General features: G+C 45.8%; 15 protein-coding genes. 3 read left to right on the top strand and 12 right to left on the bottom strand.

All coding sequences use genetic code 11. From position 1 onward, the window contains the following. The first annotated feature begins 63 nt into the window (after positions 1 to 63). Both ACJJIM_RS04940 and ACJJIM_RS04935 read left to right on the top strand, forming a co-directional pair. Positions 64 to 714, top strand: coding sequence for a hypothetical protein (locus ACJJIM_RS04940; protein ID WP_444912574.1), 651 nt, complete (start codon positions 64 to 66; stop codon positions 712 to 714). Then, entirely contained in the window at positions 715 to 1,362 is a 648-nt protein-coding gene (locus ACJJIM_RS04935; protein ID WP_444912573.1) for a type 1 glutamine amidotransferase, read from the top strand. A 133-nt stretch (positions 1,363 to 1,495) separates the two neighbouring features. On the opposite strand, the gene ACJJIM_RS04930 is transcribed toward ACJJIM_RS04935, so the two are convergent. The 4 genes from ACJJIM_RS04930 to ACJJIM_RS04915 all read right to left on the bottom strand — a co-directional run bounded on the left by ACJJIM_RS04930 (position 1,496) and on the right by ACJJIM_RS04915 (position 5,628). Further along, entirely contained in the window at positions 1,496 to 1,945 is a 450-nt protein-coding gene (locus ACJJIM_RS04930) for a hypothetical protein (RefSeq protein ID WP_444912572.1), read from the bottom strand. Positions 1,946 to 2,211: 266 nt separating this feature from the next. Further along, the gene (locus tag ACJJIM_RS04925; protein ID WP_282933579.1) at positions 2,212 to 3,528 is read right to left on the bottom strand and encodes a sodium ion-translocating decarboxylase subunit beta; all 1,317 of its coding nucleotides are present in this window, start codon (positions 3,526 to 3,528) and stop codon (positions 2,212 to 2,214) included. A 19-nt stretch (positions 3,529 to 3,547) separates the two neighbouring features. Continuing rightward, positions 3,548 to 5,338 carry a sodium-extruding oxaloacetate decarboxylase subunit alpha gene (gene oadA, locus ACJJIM_RS04920; RefSeq protein WP_444912571.1) on the bottom strand — a complete coding sequence of 597 codons (1,791 nt, stop codon included), beginning with the start codon at positions 5,336 to 5,338 and terminating at the stop codon, positions 3,548 to 3,550. 53 nt (positions 5,339 to 5,391) lie between these two features. Beyond that, entirely contained in the window at positions 5,392 to 5,628 is a 237-nt protein-coding gene (locus ACJJIM_RS04915; RefSeq protein ID WP_282933580.1) for an OadG family protein, read from the bottom strand. Positions 5,629 to 6,193: 565 nt separating this feature from the next. Between ACJJIM_RS04915 and ACJJIM_RS04910 the strand changes: the two genes are divergently transcribed. After that, complete coding sequence (locus tag ACJJIM_RS04910) at positions 6,194 to 7,198, top strand: tRNA dihydrouridine synthase (protein ID WP_413665038.1); 1,005 nt, start codon at positions 6,194 to 6,196, stop codon at positions 7,196 to 7,198. A gap of 66 nt (positions 7,199 to 7,264) precedes the next feature. Here the strand turns inward: ACJJIM_RS04910 and ACJJIM_RS04905 are convergent, their stop codons facing one another. From ACJJIM_RS04905 to ACJJIM_RS04870, 8 genes are all read right to left on the bottom strand, one after another. Beyond that, a complete protein-coding gene (locus ACJJIM_RS04905; protein WP_444912570.1) occupies positions 7,265 to 8,050 on the bottom strand; it encodes an outer membrane lipoprotein-sorting protein in 786 nt (261 codons plus the stop codon). Beyond that, a complete protein-coding gene (locus ACJJIM_RS04900; RefSeq protein ID WP_444912569.1) occupies positions 8,043 to 9,257 on the bottom strand; it encodes an ABC transporter permease in 1,215 nt (404 codons plus the stop codon). Before ACJJIM_RS04900 ends, ACJJIM_RS04905 begins: the two co-directional genes overlap by 8 nt. Then, positions 9,245 to 9,928 carry an ABC transporter ATP-binding protein gene (locus ACJJIM_RS04895; protein WP_444912568.1) on the bottom strand — a complete coding sequence of 228 codons (684 nt, stop codon included), beginning with the start codon at positions 9,926 to 9,928 and terminating at the stop codon, positions 9,245 to 9,247. The genes ACJJIM_RS04900 and ACJJIM_RS04895 overlap by 13 nt, the downstream gene beginning before the upstream one ends. Before the next feature lie 23 nt (positions 9,929 to 9,951). Further along, positions 9,952 to 10,566: a hypothetical protein gene (locus tag ACJJIM_RS04890; RefSeq protein ID WP_444912567.1), complete on the bottom strand. Its 615-nt coding sequence runs from the start codon at positions 10,564 to 10,566 to the stop codon at positions 9,952 to 9,954. Positions 10,567 to 11,023: 457 nt separating this feature from the next. After that, entirely contained in the window at positions 11,024 to 11,917 is an 894-nt protein-coding gene (locus ACJJIM_RS04885; protein WP_444912566.1) for a hypothetical protein, read from the bottom strand. A 462-nt stretch (positions 11,918 to 12,379) separates the two neighbouring features. Further along, the gene (locus ACJJIM_RS04880; RefSeq protein WP_444912565.1) at positions 12,380 to 12,736 is read right to left on the bottom strand and encodes a glutaredoxin family protein; all 357 of its coding nucleotides are present in this window, start codon (positions 12,734 to 12,736) and stop codon (positions 12,380 to 12,382) included. Positions 12,737 to 13,203: 467 nt separating this feature from the next. Continuing rightward, positions 13,204 to 13,965, bottom strand: coding sequence for a LytR/AlgR family response regulator transcription factor (locus tag ACJJIM_RS04875; protein WP_444912564.1), 762 nt, complete (start codon positions 13,963 to 13,965; stop codon positions 13,204 to 13,206). Then, positions 13,953 to 14,765: a sensor histidine kinase gene (locus tag ACJJIM_RS04870; RefSeq protein ID WP_444912563.1), complete on the bottom strand. Its 813-nt coding sequence runs from the start codon at positions 14,763 to 14,765 to the stop codon at positions 13,953 to 13,955. Before ACJJIM_RS04870 ends, ACJJIM_RS04875 begins: the two co-directional genes overlap by 13 nt. Between the last annotated feature and the right edge of the window lie 147 nt (positions 14,766 to 14,912).

Here is a 14,912-nt window from a genome sequence, read left to right as displayed (position 1 = left end):
TCGATTATTCACTAGAGTACTCTTAGAATCCCCTGCATCCAAGGTCATAGCTACACAAAACCGATGAAAAATATTCTTCTATTTTTGGCGCTGACAATCAGCTCAAGCTTATGCTTCACACAATCTTCATTAGCACAAAGTGACAATTCGGTCGGCATTCATGGCATGGCCCTGTTTACCGTCGGCGGGCAAATTATTGCCACACACATGCCACTACATGGCGGAAAACACAGTCATCAAGTTATTTTGGAATTGGAGACTGATGACCAGGAGGAGGTGCAAAACCTCCTCAAGCGAAACGAGTTAGTTACATTGCTTCCAGAGGAATTTTCTTTACGCGAACTACGCGAGGGAAAACTCAATGCCTTTAACGCCCAAATGTTTACAGGGCATTTTGAACGAGGAGGAAAACTTGCGCTGCAAGCTGTTACTTTCCGAGTAACCTCTCGACTAATGGACAGCCCCCTTACCCGAACAGAAAATGGGCACTACCAATTAATACTCCTTAAAAATTACACTTTGCTTGTGCATGAAATTGCATCCACCCCCAGCTTCGACCAAATACTGCTGGTCAGCACCGACCATAATTTTTTCAGCGACATTTATAGCGGCAGTTTAAAACCGCTTTCGAAAGATAGCTGGCCAAAAAGCCTAACTAAAGCTGGCATCTACTATAAGGAAGAACTGTATTTTGAAAATCAGGATTTCCAGTAAGTGACCAAACCGATACTGATTATCCAACATGAGAAGACTGAGGGCCCGGGGTATATTTATGACTGGGCTACAGAGAAGCGAATACCGCTTTCTATCATTAACCCTCAGAAATCACCACTTCCTCAAAGCGGCTTTAGCGGAGTTATTATCCTTGGTGGGATGATGAACGTTTGTGAGCGCAAAAGGCTCCCCTGGCTTGCCAATGAGATTGCATGGGTAAAAAGCTGCATTGAACTCCCGATCCCAATACTGGGCATCTGCCTTGGGGCACAGATTCTTGCACATGCATTGGAAGCAGAGGTCCGCCAACTTCCTCAAGAGGAAATGGGCTGGCTACCTATAAGGTCTACAACAGCACTGAATTTTAATTTAGAGAGTGTATTCCAGGCACATAGCTATTTTTTTGAAATTCCGGAGGGGGCAATTTGCTTGGCAGAATCTGACTTGTGCCCTCATCAGGCCTTTTTATTCAGCGAAAAAATAATGGGTTTGCAGTTTCACCTAGAGTGGTCCAGTGAAGATATTGCCCAACTATTTCCTGAATACTTTAAAACCTACGGTTCCTCAGAGAAACTCCATCAGCAAGGGCGTGACTTTTTATATAAGATCCTAGACACTCACTTCTATAAACTAGGCAACCTTAGATAAGAAGCTTAAAAATGAACAAGTGGTGTAAAGCTGTACTCTCACCTAATAGTTATCATCCTTACTTTTTAAGGGGTAGCCAGGGGCGCAAACTCATCCAAGAGTAGCCGCCCCATATTAAACTGGCTATTAGTTACTACTCATCGGAGCATTCAATTCCACTCTCAAAGCAAAGGCCACCACGTTGAGAGCAAATTTCAAGTAATCTCCCCTTCGCTTCAATACGACTAAAGCCCTTAGAGTGAATACCCCCAGCTTTTACATCTGACATATAACAAGCCCACTTAGGGCGTTCCTCCACCGGAACTGGATGTGCCAATTCAGACTGAGCTTCAATACTCGCCTGCAACTCCAAAATCAAGCCCTGAAGCCGATGGACATTTTTTCGTAACTTAACCACTTCTTTTTCTAAGTCACGAACATTTTCAGCTCCAACACCTTGTTTGTGATCAGAGTGTACTTCTTTACGGAGCTTAACCACCTCTTTCTTTAACTGGCGGACTTCTTCCGCAGTTTGATGATTATCATGTGCAAATGCACTAGTGGAGAAAAGAGCAAAGGCAATTAAGAATGGCAAACTACGCATTGGGGTTACTTCCTAATGAATTTTTATTCCAGTAAAAATTTTGGGAGGAATATAGCGCAACTAACCTTAACTCAAAATGAATTCTATCGATGGAGATGCTCTGTTGACCGGATAAACATACCTACTCCAGCTATGACTCCCTCTTCACATTATTTAAATCAGAAGGATCTGTTTTAACCAGCAAAAGCGGACAAAATGCATTTGTTTTAGGTCAACAAAAAAGGGCGAACACTGTTCGCCCTCTCTTCCAAAGCCATGGATTTTGGTTACCCGCCAGTAAGGCTCCGCACCATACTGATCATCACACCCGCAGCCACCGCAGAACCGATAACACCGGCTACGTTGGGGCCCATTGCGTGCATCAACAGGAAGTTGTGAGGATTGGATTCGAGTCCCACTTTGTTGGACACCCGCGCGGCCATAGGTACGGCAGAAACACCAGCAGAACCAATCAATGGGTTAATCTTGTGCTTGCTGAATACATTAATCAACTTAGCCATCAACACGCCAGCCGCAGTGCCGATCGCGAACGCCACAATACCTAAGGCCAAAATACCCAGAGTTTTAGGGTCGAGAAATTTGTCTGCCGCCAATTTCGAACCAACGGAAAGTCCCAGGAAAATAGTGGTGATATTGATCAGCGCGTTCTGAGCAGTGTCCGACAACCGGGAAACGACTCCGCACTCACGCATCAAGTTACCAAAGCAGAACATACCCAACAACGGTGCAGCAGCCGGCAGGAACAGGGCCACCAAAATCAGCAGCAACATCGGGAAGGCAATTTTTTCCCGCTTGCTCACATGGCGCAATTGCACCATTTCAATTTTGCGTTCCTGCTCAGTGGTCAGGGCTCGCATAATCGGCGGCTGAATCATAGGCACTAGCGCCATATACGAATAAGCCGCTACAGCAATAGCCCCCAACAGGTCCGGGGCCAATAGGCTGGAAACATAGATAGCTGTGGGGCCATCTGCTCCACCGATAATACCGATCGCAGCGGCATCGGCGATTGAGAAGTCCATGATTCCCGCTACCGAGAGACCCACAGCACCGAGCACCGTGGCAAAGATCCCAAACTGGGCCGCTGCACCGAGGAACAAGGTGCGCGGATTGGCTAGTAGCGGACCAAAGTCGGTCATAGCCCCTACACCCATAAAAATTACCAACGGCGCAATGCCGGAAGCAATAGCTACGGAATAGAAGTTATACAGCATACCGTTGTTGAAACCGGCATCCCGGGCAAACTCAGCTGCTTGTACCTGCACGGCTGCCGGCGCACTGGCCAGAGCTTCCTTTAGCGCGGGTAAAGCTGAAGTACTATCGAGGCCCAGGATCTGGGCCATTTGCGCCAAAACAGCCCCATCTCCCTGGGTAAGGGCTGTCTCTGCGGCTGAGAGTGCCAAATCGGCACCGGGAATATTGGCCAGGATTCCGCCGAAACCGATAGGCACCAAAAGCAGGGGCTCAAAGTTTTTGCGAATGGCCAAAAACAGCAGGCCCAGGCCCACCAAAATCATAATGAACTGGCCCGATGCCATCTGCGCGACACCGGAGGAATGCCAAAGAGTAATCAGATTATCCACGTGTGACTCCTACCTTTGGCTATGCAATAGACAGCAGGGCATCACCCACCGCCACTGAATCGCCTTCTTTTACTGCCACACTGGCGACGTTACCGGCACGAGGGGCACTCACCACAGTTTCCATCTTCATCGCTTCCAGTACTAACACCGCCTGGCCTTCGCTCACCTGATCCCCAGGTTTCACCATTACTTTGAAGATATTTCCAGCGAGAGGCGCATTAACCGGCTCACCTCCGGTAGCAGGCACGGAAGGTGCACTAGCTGCAGATGCTGGAGCACCACCGGACACCGGAGCAATATTGGTTAAGTCGCCACCATCGGCCACAGTGACGGTGTAGCTCTGTCCCTCTACAGTCACGGTGTAAACTTCTTCACCTTTGTCGTTCTTAACTGCAGCACCTTCATTACCGGTAGGTACTGGCTCGAAAGCTTCTGGATTACCACGGTTTTTCAGGAACTTCAGGCCAATCTGTGGGAAGAGTGCATAGGTAAGCACATCGTCGATCTCCCCCTCACCATCGGTCAAGACTACATCCTGTTCACCGGTTTTCTCTTGAAGCTCCAGAGTCAATTTGTCCAACTCCGGTGCCAATAGGTCCGCCGGACGGCAAGTAACCGGATTAGCGCCATCAAGCACCCGGACTTGCAGCTCCTGGTTAACTTCAGCAGGCGTCGCACCGTACTCACCTTTCAAGACTCCGGCAGTCTCTTTAGAGATCGACTTGTAACGCTCTCCAGTCAGGACATTGAGCACCGCCTGGGTACCCACAATCTGGGAGGTGGGGGTAACCAGCGGGATAAAGCCCAGGTCTTCACGCACCCGCGGGATTTCCTCTAGCACATCATCCAAGCGATCCCCGGCGCCCTGTTCGCGCAGCTGGCTCTCCATATTGGTGAGCATGCCACCCGGCACCTGGGCCACCAGGATGCGGGAGTCCACTCCTTTCAAGGAACCCTCAAACTTCGCGTACTTCTTGCGGACGTTACGGAAGTAGGCCGCAATTTCTTCCAGCAGGTTAATATCCAGCCCGGTATCCCGCTCAGTGCCTTCCAAAATCGCCACCAACGCTTCGGTTGGGCTGTGACCATAGGTCATGGACATAGAGCTGATCGCTGTGTCCACGTTGTCGATACCCGCCTCAATACACTTGAGAGCGGTAGCCGTAGATAAACCAGTAGTAGCGTGGCACTGCATATGGATGGGGATGTCCACGGCGGCCTTCAAACGTTTCACCAGCTCGTAGCCCTCATAGGGGCGCAGCAGACCGGCCATGTCCTTGATCGCGATGGAATCCGCTCCCATATCCTCAATCTGGCGCCCCAGATCCACCCACAAGTCCATGGTGTGTACTGGGCTCACGGTATAGGAGATGGTGCCCTGAGCGTGCTTCTCTTGTTTCTTCACCGCAGCCAGTGCGGTTTTCAGGTTGCGCATATCGTTCATCGCGTCGAACACGCGGAACACGTCTACCCCATTGACTGCAGCGCGCTCTACAAACTTCTCAACCACGTCATCCGCATAGTGGCGGTAGCCGAGAATATTCTGTCCCCTGAACAGCATCTGTTGAGGCGTATTCGGCATAGCTTTCTTCAATTCACGAATACGCTCCCAGGGATCTTCGCCGAGATAGCGAATGCAGGAGTCGAAAGTGGCCCCCCCCCAGGACTCCAGAGACCAGAAGCCAACTTTATCGAGCTTCTCAGCAATCGGCAGCATATCGTCCAGTCGCAGTCGGGTAGCGAACAGTGACTGGTGGGCATCGCGCAGGACTACATCGGTAATCCCCAATGGCTTTTTAACCTCAGTCATGGGTTATCTCTCTCGGCAGAAATTATTGGAAATTGTTTGGAAGCGATTGGCGGTTAGCGTCTTTTGCGATGCTGTTCGATCGCAGCTTTAATCACCGCATGTAAATGGGCCTTATCATTCCCAGCGGTTGGGGAAGGCGCGTGGGATACGGGCTCCGCTTCGGGGAAATAGCGGGAGATGACTCTCGACATAATACCGGTACCGATCACCAGTAATAGCAGAAAAGTAAAAACAATTCCCATACCAAACAGGGTGATATCTAGCCCCTGTTGCAAAAGTGTTTCTTGCACTGTTTATTCCCCCTGGCACCAGGCAATAAAACCAGCCATCCTGGACGGTTTCATCCGTGCCCGTAACACTATGAATTTACGTATCTATTTATTCAGGACAGCTGAAACACCCCAATTGATATTTTGTGCGTATGTAAAATCTTCGCTCACAATTAAACAAATTTATGTTGTACAACCAATAAACTTGCCCGGGAAAATCTCACTTAGCCCAGCCGTCCCAAATTTCTGCACATCGGAATCTTATTCCCTAGACCGGTAATTTCAACCGCCGCTGCACCTGATCCTCCCCCAAAAAGAGCAGGCACACAGGAAAAAATTCGTTAGTTCCAAAATGCTGATATTTTTCTATTATCAATACAAGTTGCTTTTAAAATCAAACACTTATTGGTTTCAGGGGCAACGGAGGGGTCTAAATTGCCACGCCCAATTTTGGTGCGAAACATCAATAGGCTGAGTTTATTTCTCCTACTTTTATATACTGAAGAATGATCGTTTTTGCGCCATTACAATAACTTGCTGATAGAATATGCGCCTTTAGATTTATGATTTACCTCTCAACTGACTTATGACCGACAAGACACCTACCCCAGAACCTACGATTTACCAGGCACCAATGGAGGGGGTAATCGACCATCACGTACGTGCCCTGCTCTCCGCCATTGGAGGGGTCGATATCTGTGTTACAGAGTTTGTTCGTGTCACTAATACTCGCTTGCCTCGCAGAGTATTCACCCGCTTGTGCCCAGAGGTCGACAAAGGTGCAAAGACCCCAAGCGGGATTCCAGTACGGTTACAGCTGTTAGGCGGCAACCCCAATGCAATGGCAATTAATGCAGTAAAAGCAGTTGAGTTCGGTGCTACAGCAATTGATCTCAATTTCGGCTGCCCTGCAAAATCAGTGAATAACAGCGACGGTGGCGCCTGCCTATTGCAAAGCCCTCACAGAGTGGAAGCTATTGTAGGAGCGGTTCGCCGCGCTGTCCCGGAAAACATCCCTGTCACCGCAAAAATCCGACTGGGCTTTAATGATCGCTCTAGCTATATGGATAACGCCCAGGCCGCAGCAGCTGGCGGCGCAAATGAACTGGCAGTACACGCTCGCTCCAAAGTCGATGGCTATAAACCCCCAGCCTACTGGGAATACATCGGTGAAATTCGTCAAAAACTCGAAATCCCAGTCATTGCCAACGGGGATATCTGGACACTTGAGGAATTTCAACGCTGCCGTGAAGCAACCGGATGCCAAGCATTTATGTTTGGTCGCAGCCTGCTAGCCAGGCCAGATTTGGGCAAGCAGATAAAAGCCTACTGCTCAGGTGAGAGCTATACAGCAATGGGCTGGCAAGAGATTATTGAAATTCTTTGGGGTTACTATCAAACCACCCGAGAAGTTTACCCTTCCAAGTATCTGGGCAATCGTATTAAGCAATGGCTCGCTTACTTGAAATTGGCTTTTCCTGAAGCCCAATTGTTCTTTGATAAAATAAAACGTCTCAGGGAGGCAGAAGAGCTTGATAGAGCTTTTTCCGAAGAGCGGAAAATTCAAATAGCATCAATTGAGGCAGCCTAATTTTCTGCACCTCTGCCAGTATCGGAATTGATACTGGCAGAGGCAGTTACCCGCTCAGATCCACTCTCACAGATCCATTTTTGACTGCCGACTCAAGTAAGCCGGATTGTAAAATTTTTCCGCTAACTGATGCGCAGTGCTACTTTCGTAGTGAACTCTGGTTTCAGTGGTAGCTTTGATGCTATCAACCAAAACCATCTCCTGCACAAATAGCTCTTCATCCTTTATCCCCGATACAAAATGCGCAACCTTAGCCAACTTTCCAGATTTCAAGTAAAGCTCCGCTTGGATTGGGAAGAAACTCTCACTATCAAGCCACAATTTTATCTTTTGATAGCTGGCTCCTTTGGTTTTTGCCTCCAGCTGAAGTTTGTGGGTCAATTTATCCTTTAGAATTTCACTTGCCTCGAATTGCCCCCGATAGTCCTGGCTCCAGGTTAAAGTGGCGATATCACCAATTGAAGCCTCCCCCAGCAATCTTTGCATCGGTGTAATGCGGATAGGGCGGCGGCTGCGGGGCATCAATAGCCAGTAGTTATCCTGCAGCATCAGCATTTTTTGCCCCTCTTCACCAACACCTTTAAATACCACCAATGATTTTCTCTCAGCGCGAGTATAAACATGGTAGCGATCTTCGCTTTCTAACTCTCCCTGTTTAAAAACCTGGATGTTGGTGACAACTTTTGAAGATGACTCTCCAAGACGATAGGAATCGGCTTTGGCCAACATGCTTTCTACCTGTACAGCGGAAAAAAGACTTTCCTTCTCCTCAGTCCCAGCTAAAACAAAGGGAGAGAACATCAGCAACAAACCAATCGCCAAGCTAACTCTGCCTAATCTTAATTTATACATGGACCAATGCCTCAGTAATCGGTTTATTGACACCTTTCCGCGCCGCAAGAAAGGATGAAAAAACACATATCGCAGCTATTGCAACCGAAATCATCCAAGCCAAGTTAATAGAGAAATAAACAGTCAAAGGATACCCCGTTGTTTTTCCCGGAGGTGGCGGCATAGTAATGTCAAACATCATCAACCCAGCGCTTATCAGACCAGCCAAAATAACACCTGCTAAAGAACCCACTACAGCAAGTACTAAAGCCTCCAATATAAACCCAGTTATCAATTCCACTTTGGATGCACCCAGTGCGGACAAGGTACCTATTTCCCGTGTTCTCTCTGTTACCGACATTGCCAGCGTATTGAAAAGCGAGACAAAGATAACCAGTGCCATAATGATGCCCATCAACCCAAAAATTCGATCATAAAGACTCTTCACTCCCTGATAGAAAAAGGCACGATCCTCCCAAGTTGTAATTTCCAACTCTGGAACTAACTCACGCAGTCTTTCCTGCAAGCTCGATGTCTTATCAAGGCTATAGCCATAGATTGCCATGGTTGAGACCCTGTCACTATCTAAAAGGAACTGCGCAGCCTGAACAGAAATATATACTTGACGCTTATCCATATCTGGAACACCAGTCCCGAAAACTCCCCTAATCTTAAAATCCATTGCATTGAGAGCCCCATGAACTGTAGAGGACATTAAAGTAATATAATCCCCAGGCCTTACATTAAGATTTCTTGCGAGATCTTTACCCAGCATAATCTCAGGATCACTGATATCTTCACGGTTTGATAAAATACTGCCCTCAGTGACATTTAGAAAAGGCCCCTTCACCCGAAATTCACTTGGCAATATCCCCTGACCTAAAAAAATAGAAGACTTATCACCATTGGAAATTAACCCTTGCAGATAAACTCTAGGCTGCACGGCCTTCACATTTTCCTCAACCAACAAGTCCCTACGTAATTTATTGGCATTATCTAAACCAAGCTGAAGAGGAAAGTCCTCATCAGAAGAGAAATATCCCGGCTGTGTTAGCACCAAATGCCCCTCACTGCGCGCCGCGCTCTCTTTAAGGGATTGATATGTAAATAGGCCAAAACCTCCGGAGGTCATCAAGGCCGTTACCACAATGGAGATAATGGCAACAGCAAGAAAGCTTCTGCGACGATTGCGCAATAAATTTAAAACCGCGACTTTTAAGCGACGCATAAAGCACTCTCCTGCAGAATTACACCATCTTTCAACTCAACAACTCTATCGCAATGACGAGTCATTCGATCATCATGACTGGCAACAATAAAAGCTGTTTTTTGCTCCACTCCCAAATTTTTCATTAACTCAATAATTTGTTGTGCGGTAACACTATCCAAGCTGGCCGTAGGTTCATCAGCAATTACCAGTTTGGGCTGATGCACCAGTGCTCGAGCGATTGCTACTCTCTGCTGTTGTCCACCTGAAAGTCGATCTGGCCTGTAGTTGGAAAACTGGGACAGCCCGACATGATCCAACATGCCCATTACACGCCGCCTTACTTCACCTTCTTTCATTCCATTCAAAAGAAGTGGAAAGGCTACATTCTCAAAGGCTGTCATTACCGGAACCAAATTAAACTTTTGGAATACAAAACCCAGCTGGGTACGACGGATCTTCATTGACTGCCGATGGCTTTTTCTCAGCACCTCGCCGGCAAAGCAGACTTCTCCGCAGTAATCATGATCCAGTAGCCCGCAAATATTTAACAAGGTACTTTTACCAGACCCAGATGGTCCGCACAGAGCTACCATAGTGCCTGCTCGAATATCCAGATTCACATCTTTTAGGGCCCTAAGTTGAACCTCACCGGAAGTGTAAGTCTTTTCAATATGAGTGAGCTGTAACATAGATTTACTACCTGTTCGCACTATTAGTCAGAGTTTTTAACATCACCACATGGATTTGATATGCCATGACTCTCAGCCTTTGCTCCCCATAAATTCACTAACTCCTTATCACCCCCAAGCTCTGCAGCCTGCAATGCGCCACAGTAAATCCAGCGAGTAGCGTCTGGCGGTATATATCCCATGCGTGGATCACCCATCAACTCATAATAAAGTTCAAACCCACGGTCAAAAGAATTAAAGAACTTTGGCACCTTAGTAAAAGTTTTTGCAGCAATTCCTTTGAGCAGCAAGTCTTGAGGCATCCCATGAGAGGAACGACCAGGGTTATCCATTTCTTCAATTATGGTGAGCGCCTTATCCATACGGGCAATTCCATTCTCTGCATAACTGACCTTTCTCCAGGGCAACCAGCTTTCTTTTGCCATTAGAGTCTCACTAGCCCCCAGGTAAAAGAGTGCAATAGGATCAGACGGATCTTCTTTTTGCTCCAGTTTGAAAGCCTTATAAGACGCCATCACTGCCGTACCGCCCGCCTTTGTGGCTTTTTGGTATAAGTCTTCCATTTGCGCATCAACTGCAGCAAAGGAGGAGGTACTTGCTCCCAAATTAACAATCAGTGCTGCTATCAAATTTTTCATTACGCCTCTCCCTGTATTCAAGTTGGGAGCAGGCTAACCGAAGCATGACTAATGATCTTTATGATGCGATAAACAGTCACCAGGTGCGATAGGCGGGAATAAGCAATGCTGAATGGCTAAATAGAAGCAGATCTACAACTTTAATTGAGGGTACTGCTGGAAATTAAGAGCGAATACACCATCCCGAAATACACACTAACTAGATTCCTTCGTGTTCCTAGTCAGCATCCACACTCCACATGACTCTATGTGAAACGTATCTTCTCCTTTCAAAAAGTGGTACGGATTAGGGAAGATACTGAAAGGACATACAGTTTTACAGCTTCATAGCGAAAAATATTGACTTATCACTATTCTTAGGCAGGATTTTGGCTGATATATAGATTCTGTGGAAAGCAATGTCAGTATAAGGTGGATACATCTCATACTGACATATTGAAGTATGTGGAATAGAAGATTAAATAGCTTTTTTAATGTAGCTGACCGCTTCGCCTACCGCCTCTCCAAGATTGTTTTTAGCAATACTACGGACAATAAAGGTGTCACTTTCAATACCATCAAGGGAAACATGAATATCCACCTCCTGGCCAGCTAAAGCCAGATTAGCTGCTCGCAACTCTGTTGACGTCAGGACAAATCTTGCCTCATCCTCACCTAGTAGATTCCTTAAAAACAGGCAGCATGACTTCAACAGGCACTGAGAAGCAATTGCTACGGGTAACGCTTTCACCCTATCGAAATGTCCTAGACACATTTCAGGTGTCACCCGACCGATTGTTGCAGTTAAAGTTTGGTCATTAACCTTAAGGACTTTTACATCAATACTTTTTTCGTAAGGGTTAACACCCTCAATAGAAGGGGATATATCCTGAATACTTCCGCTGTAAATTCTGTGGAAGGATTTCTCCTTCATTACGTGGTATGTAACTTCAAGTCTAGCCGCAACTTTACCTACAGTATCAAATAACTCAGCCTCAGCAACCAGCTCTCTTTTATTGGTGAATACTGCTTTAGTTCTCGCATAGAGAAACTCAGGCCGTTCGTCCGAAACAAAATTATCAAAGGTTGTAAGGTCAGCTTTACAAGCCAAGTAGTAATGCCTGGACTTCACAGGGTTCGCCAATGCTCCAAAACATGACCCTAAAATGGCTAAGTGCCTACCTATTTCAGATACATCCATCAAAGTCTTTTCAAAAGTACTTTTACATTGAATCGGTACCTTTGAAATCAGCCAACCATCAACATCAAAGTGTAAAGACTCTAGTGCAAAGTAAGGCGCTTTAACTTCAATTAAGTCCTCAATACCATCAACAGAGATAGCGTAAGAAGCCAAATTGATACTGTTTAGCATAATAGATCCATTATTAGCAGATATAAAAATTAATGCACAAGCATCTGCACTGTGGTAAATACTATTGAATTGCCACTAGAACTTTAACACCAAAGCTAAGTAGGCTTCGGTAGCACAACCACAAATGGGTAAGGTAAAGCCTCACAAATTATAAATAATAGGCACAGCAGACCCAAAATCAAACTTCTTATTGAGAAGCACTAATATTTCTTAATAAAAATATAAGAGTATAGGTCTGATTTTTAAGTAAAAACCTCCGTCAGAGCCGGAGGCCTGAAGTGTTATCTACACCGAAAAACCTATATCATTCGTTCAAGCAGACTATTGCTATATGCAAGTGCGTATTGCAGGCAATTATCCCGGCCATTCCTAAAAAAGTAAATTACTGCGAATTACAGAGAGAAAATGCCAACAAATGACCAGCCCTTCATATTTATCATTGTAGGACAGGCTATGGGCGCACTATTCAGTTCCCTGATAAGCTCGAAGTATTTTCCCTGCATTATAGCCTTGTATCAACTCGCCATTAACTAGTAATAAAGGTACCCCGTTACCACCCAAGCGATCATATTGTGCTCTCGCTTCCTTTGATGATTCAATATCAAACTCAATAAAATCTATATTATTTTTATGCATTAGTTCTCTAGCTTTCTTGCAGTATCCGCACCACTTAGTGGCATATAGAATAACCTGCCCTTCCGACACCTCTACTTCGGAGGTGACGTCCATCATAGAAGGTGATGACGAAAAAACACGACTGATGTCATCCCACCTTTGAATTACAACAACAAGGGCGATAAAAATTATTAAATTTCTCATACTGAAGGACTACAACTAAATTCTTTAACTTTAATGGAAGATACGATAAGTAGAACTTCCACACAGATCCCTTTTTAGACTATCAGCGAGACCAATACCACAATTTATTTTTATTCTGCCTTAAAAATTAGAATCACCATTCTCATAGCCTCATCAACGCGACATCAAAATCAATACTGAACAAATACTGAATTACCTGAGGCAGCCGAGTCACACCCTAATTAGGGCTATAGTTCAGCAATCGTAAAGACTCCTAACTTGAAAAGACCAGAAGGGACTAAACGTTACTTTTACGAGCAAGCAGTGTTTCAAAGCACACTTTATTCCAAGACGCTATGGACCACAGAAGTTGATTACAAACTTCTAACAATGTATTCAAAGTCTTCCTGGTGCGCAGTGAATTCATTCCTTTTGAACCATCAAAAAATCCAAACACTTTTGGAGAGTAAAAAGTACACCCCCCTCTCTTACATAGACTTAAACATAGAAGCAGCCCGCCGGCTAACTGTATAGTGACAACCATCATTCATCACTACAGTGACACCACCAGTCAATCCTCGGCTAATCTTTTGAATACGTTTCACGTTAACAATGGTTGAACGATGTACTTGCCAAAATAAATCCGGGTTCAATTGGGACAAAAGTTCCTTTAATGGCGTTCGAATTATATGCTGACCTTGTTCCGAGTAAACTGTAGTGTATTTATCTTCGGCAACAAATGCCGAAACCTCATCGCAGGCAATCAGATGAATATCTTCTCCCTTGCTTGCCTTAATCCAACGAAGGTACTCAGGTCTGCTTAAGGAAAGCTGCCTCAGTAACGCCTCAATATCAGGTCCTGACTTTAGGTTACCCTCTTCCCGGTCTCTCAGGCGCTGCCGAATACGATCACAAGCTTTTTCCAATCGCTTGTCATCAATAGGTTTTAGCAGATAGTCGGCTGCCTCATGCTCAAAAGCACTTACAGCATACTCATCATAGGCCGTGATAAAAACAACAATAGGATTTGTTTGTAATTTGCCAAGAGCCTCAGCAACAGCCAAACCATCCATTCCAGGCATACGAATATCGAGAAAAACCACATCAGGCTCCTCTCGCTGGCACAGAGCTAACGCTTCGTTACCATCACAGGCTTTACCAATAACCTCAAGCTCAGGAAAAATATCGGCAAGCATTTGGTCGAGATGGTGACGCAATAAAGGCTCATCATCTGCAATTATGGCACGCATGGAAACTCCAAACGGGCAGTTACTCCGCCCTGATTATTACTTTGAATCAGTAGCTTACCACGCTCTTGGTAAAGGGTAGAAAGTCGCTCCCTAATATTGCTTAGCGCAATCCCATTGTGTTTGCTGGAGCTAAGTTTATTAGCTCCAGCAGTGAGTCCCACACCATTATCTTCCACCTCAATAACCCATTGGCCTTCCTTCTGTTTCACCCGCAACCGGACCAGTCCACCTTTGGCTGCAGGCTCAATGCCATGAAAAATTGCATTTTCGACTAAGGGTTGCACAAGTAACGGGGGAACAAATGTCTCTAAACTCACATCCTCTGATAAATCAACTTCATACTCTAACCTTTCCCCCAGGCGTATCTTTTGAATCTCTAAATAGCATTTCAAACTGCTAAGCTCAACCTTTAAAGATACCTGGTCGGAACGGGATTTTTTCAAGCTAATTCGCAAGAGATCACTAAAGTTATCCAGTAGGTCTTCTGCCTTTTGAGGGTCGTGACGAATTAGCATTTTTAGATTGGCCAGAGTATTGAATAGAAAATGAGGCTCTATCTGGCTTTGCAGCACTTTTAGCTGGCTTTGAGCAAGAGTCTTTTGTTGTTCAAGCTTTAACAATTCAGCTTCCTGACGTTCCCTCTCAAGCTGGTGAGATTGCTCCCGGTTAAGATGGACTTGATAGAGAAAAATGGAAAGAAGAATGGCAATAATTAAAAAATCAAGTACCCGAAATTCCCCAAAACCCGATATCCACCACCAAGCATGTAGAGTTCCCAGTACAATTGCCGCTAAACTCACTACCGCATACTTTACTTTTGAGGGCCAGGTGGGCTTGAAAAACTCGACTACCTGCCTCGTGGATGTCGCTATAAATCCGTACGCCAGAGAAATTACGCCGTGAACTGCATAGCTCCCCCCCCAGATAGCCTGGGTAATTACCGCCAC

This window comes from Microbulbifer maximicatervae (SeqCode) (genome assembly GCF_052467615.1).
The sequence above is the reverse complement of the archived record's forward strand: the minus strand, read 5'-3'. Positions and strand labels throughout refer to the sequence as shown.